This window comes from Streptomyces niphimycinicus (assembly GCF_018883605.1).
Classification (GTDB): domain Bacteria; phylum Actinomycetota; class Actinomycetes; order Streptomycetales; family Streptomycetaceae; genus Streptomyces; species Streptomyces niphimycinicus.
The window spans coordinates 1-2807 of record NZ_JAHLEM010000843.1 but is presented as its reverse complement, the minus strand read 5'-3'; the positions used below and the strand labels follow the sequence as shown (position 1 = coordinate 2807).

Annotated in this window: 2 protein-coding genes and 1 pseudogene; 1 reads left to right on the top strand and 2 read right to left on the bottom strand. The window is 75.4% G+C overall.

The annotated features are described in order from the left end of the window. A partial coding sequence (locus KN815_RS43995; protein ID WP_253209622.1) for an NHL repeat-containing protein occupies positions 1-1144 on the top strand: 1144 nt, incomplete at its 5' end. Positions 1145-1554: 410 nt separating this feature from the next. Here KN815_RS43995 and KN815_RS43990 read toward each other — a convergent pair. After that, a complete protein-coding gene (locus tag KN815_RS43990) occupies positions 1555-2259 on the bottom strand; it encodes a DUF4232 domain-containing protein (RefSeq protein WP_216347354.1) in 705 nt (234 codons plus the stop codon). A gap of 131 nt (positions 2260-2390) precedes the next feature. Beyond that, positions 2391-2807: pseudogene (locus KN815_RS43985) on the bottom strand (AfsR/SARP family transcriptional regulator); the annotation flags it as partial.

The window sequence follows — 2807 nt, the reverse complement described above, 5'->3', positions numbered from 1 at the left end:
CGAGCGGGCCCGCTTCAGCGAGCCCCAGGGGCTCGCCCCGCTCCCCGACGGCACCGTGGCCGTCGCCGACACCGTGAACCACGCGCTGCGCCGCTACGACCCGGCCACCGGCGAGGTCACCACGCTCGCCGGGACCGGCCGCCAGTGGTGGCAGGGGTCGCCCACCGAGGGGCCCGCCCGGGAGGTCGACCTGTCCTCCCCCTGGGACGTCGCCTGGTTCGCCGGCCGGCTGTGGATCGCCATGGCGGGCGTCCACCAGTTGTGGACCTACGACCCGGAGGCCGGGACGGTACGGGCCGCCGCCGGGACCACCAACGAGGGGCTGGTCGACGGCCCCGCCGAGGAGGCGTGGTTCGCCCAGCCCTCCGGGCTCGCCGCCGCCGGGGACCGGCTGTGGATCGCGGACTCCGAGACCTCCGCGCTGCGGTACGTCGAGCGCGACGGCGACGGCTTCGCCGTCCGTACGGCCGTCGGCACCGGGCTCTTCGACTTCGGCCACCGGGACGGCGCCGCCGAACAGGCGCTGCTCCAGCATCCGCTGGGCGTCACCGCGCTGCCCGACGGCTCGGTGGCCATCTCGGACACCTACAACCACGCGCTGCGCCGCTACGACCCGGCCACCGGCGAGGTCTCCACGCTCGCCACGGACCTGCGCGAGCCCTCCGGCGCGGTCCTGGCCGACGGGGACATCGTCGTGGTGGAGTCCGCCCGGCACCGGCTGACCCGGCTGCGGCTGCCGGAGGAGGCCGTAAGGGTCGACGCGGTGGCCCACCGCACCCAGCGGGCCGCGACCGACATCGCCCCGGGGACGCTCCGGCTGGACGTGGTCTTCCAGGCGCCCGAGGGGCAGAAGCTGGACACCCGCTACGGCCCCTCCACCCGGCTGCTGGTCAGCTCCACCCCGCCCGAGCTGCTGGCCGAAGGAGACGGCGCGGGCACCGATCTGAACCGTGAGCTCGTCCTTACGGAGGGCATGACCGAGGGCGTGCTGCACGTCTCGGCGATGGCCGCCTCCTGCGACGACGACCCATCCAACGAGTACCCGGCCTGCCATGTGCACCAGCAGGACTGGGGCGTCCCGGTGCGGATCACCGAGGGCGGTGCGACCCGGCTGCCGCTGGTGCTCGCCGGGATGGACGGCTGATCCCGGGAGGGGAATGGCAGAGGTGCCGACGGCATGTCGGCACGGCTCGGTCGGGGCCGCCGGGCGGTCCGCCGCGGCGACGGGAACCACCGCGGGCCGCGGGGCGGGGCCTTTCCGGGCCCGAGCCGGCCTTTGGGAAGTCCCGCCGGGCGCGCCCCTGATGACCTGCCAAGACGCCTATGGGAGAGGCCAGGTGCGGGACACGGAGTGCGGTGCCGTGGGGCATGACGAGACGGCCCCCGCCGAGGCGGGGGCCGTCCGGGGCAGGCAGCCGGGGGGAGGCGGCTACCTGTCCAGCCAAGGGGCTCGGAATCGAGCTAAGGGGCTCGGAATCGAGCGGTCACCGGAGTGGAAGGTCGAGCGGTCATCAGCGGCCAGGTCCAGCGGTCACCGGAAGGAAGGCCGGGCGGTCACCAGAGCAGGGCGTCGGACGCGTCGCTCTGCCAGTAGCCGACCTCCGTCCCGGCCCCGACCTCCACCGAGTCGCCGGGGAGGTCGACGCCGCGGCGGCTGTCCTCGCCGGGGAGGGAGACGGTCAGCCCGGTGGCCTTACGGCCGCCGTCGGCCGGGGCGTTCGCCGCGGAGGTGGTCAGGCCCGCGTAACCGCTCTCGCCGGGCGGCAGCGTGACGACCGTCTGGGGCCGGGTGTCCCCGTCCCGCGTCACCGCCGTCCGCCCGTCGTCGAACCGCACCACGGGGGAGCCGATGAGACGGCAGGTCACCCCGGACTGGTTGGTGATCTCCAGCAGCAGGTGGTTGGCCGGCCGGGGGACGGAGGTGACGCTCACCGACATCGTGTCCAGACGGCACACGCCAACCTCGCCCTGGACGCCGCTGTCGGCCCGCAGACCGCCCTGGGCCCCGGCGTCGGCCCCGCCCGCCACCGGCTCCCGCGCGGCCTGCTGAGCGCCGCCCTGGAGGACTTCCTCGTTGGCGGTGGGGACGGTGGGGACGGCCGAGGCCGTGCTCTCGGCCTTGCCGGCCGTCTTCACGCCCGACGCGTCGGCGGTGCCGCACGCCGCGAGGGTGATCCCCGCGGCCACGACCGTAAGGCCGGCCGCGACCGAGCGCAGGGTGCCGGCACGGTGGGCGAGGCGAGCGGTGATGAGCGGCATGGCGGGTCTCCCCTCAGCGGGCGTTCGGGCGTTTCCGGTACGGCTCAAGCCTGTCCGGACCCGCTGCCGTTCGGCTGGTGAACGGCTGCCGCCCGCTAACGTCCCGCTAACGCCCCGCTGTTGACCCCTGCTCAGGCCCCCTGTGACGGTTCGCCGGAGGCCCCGCCGGACCCCTCGCCCGGGGTCTCGCCGCGCCCGCTCCCGTCGCCCTGGGCGAAGAGCTTCACCAGGTCGCTCATGACGTAGCGGTTGGTGGCCTCCTCGTCCAGCAGATGCATCTCCGCCAGCCGCTCCAGGGAGTCCTGGATCAGCTCGGGGTCCGCGCCCGACAGCGCGGCCGCCTCGGCGGTGTTGACCTCCCGCGCGAAACCGGTGCCCAGGGCCCGCAGCAACTGTGCGTCGTCCGCGGAGAGCCGGGCCACGGAGTTGCGCAGCGCGGCGGCCACGCCGGTGTCCTCCGCCGACAGCAGCGCCAGCCTGCGGCGCTCGTCGCGCAGCGCGGTGGCCAGCCGGGCCAGCCGCCAGCGGGGCCGGGCCATCAACTGGGC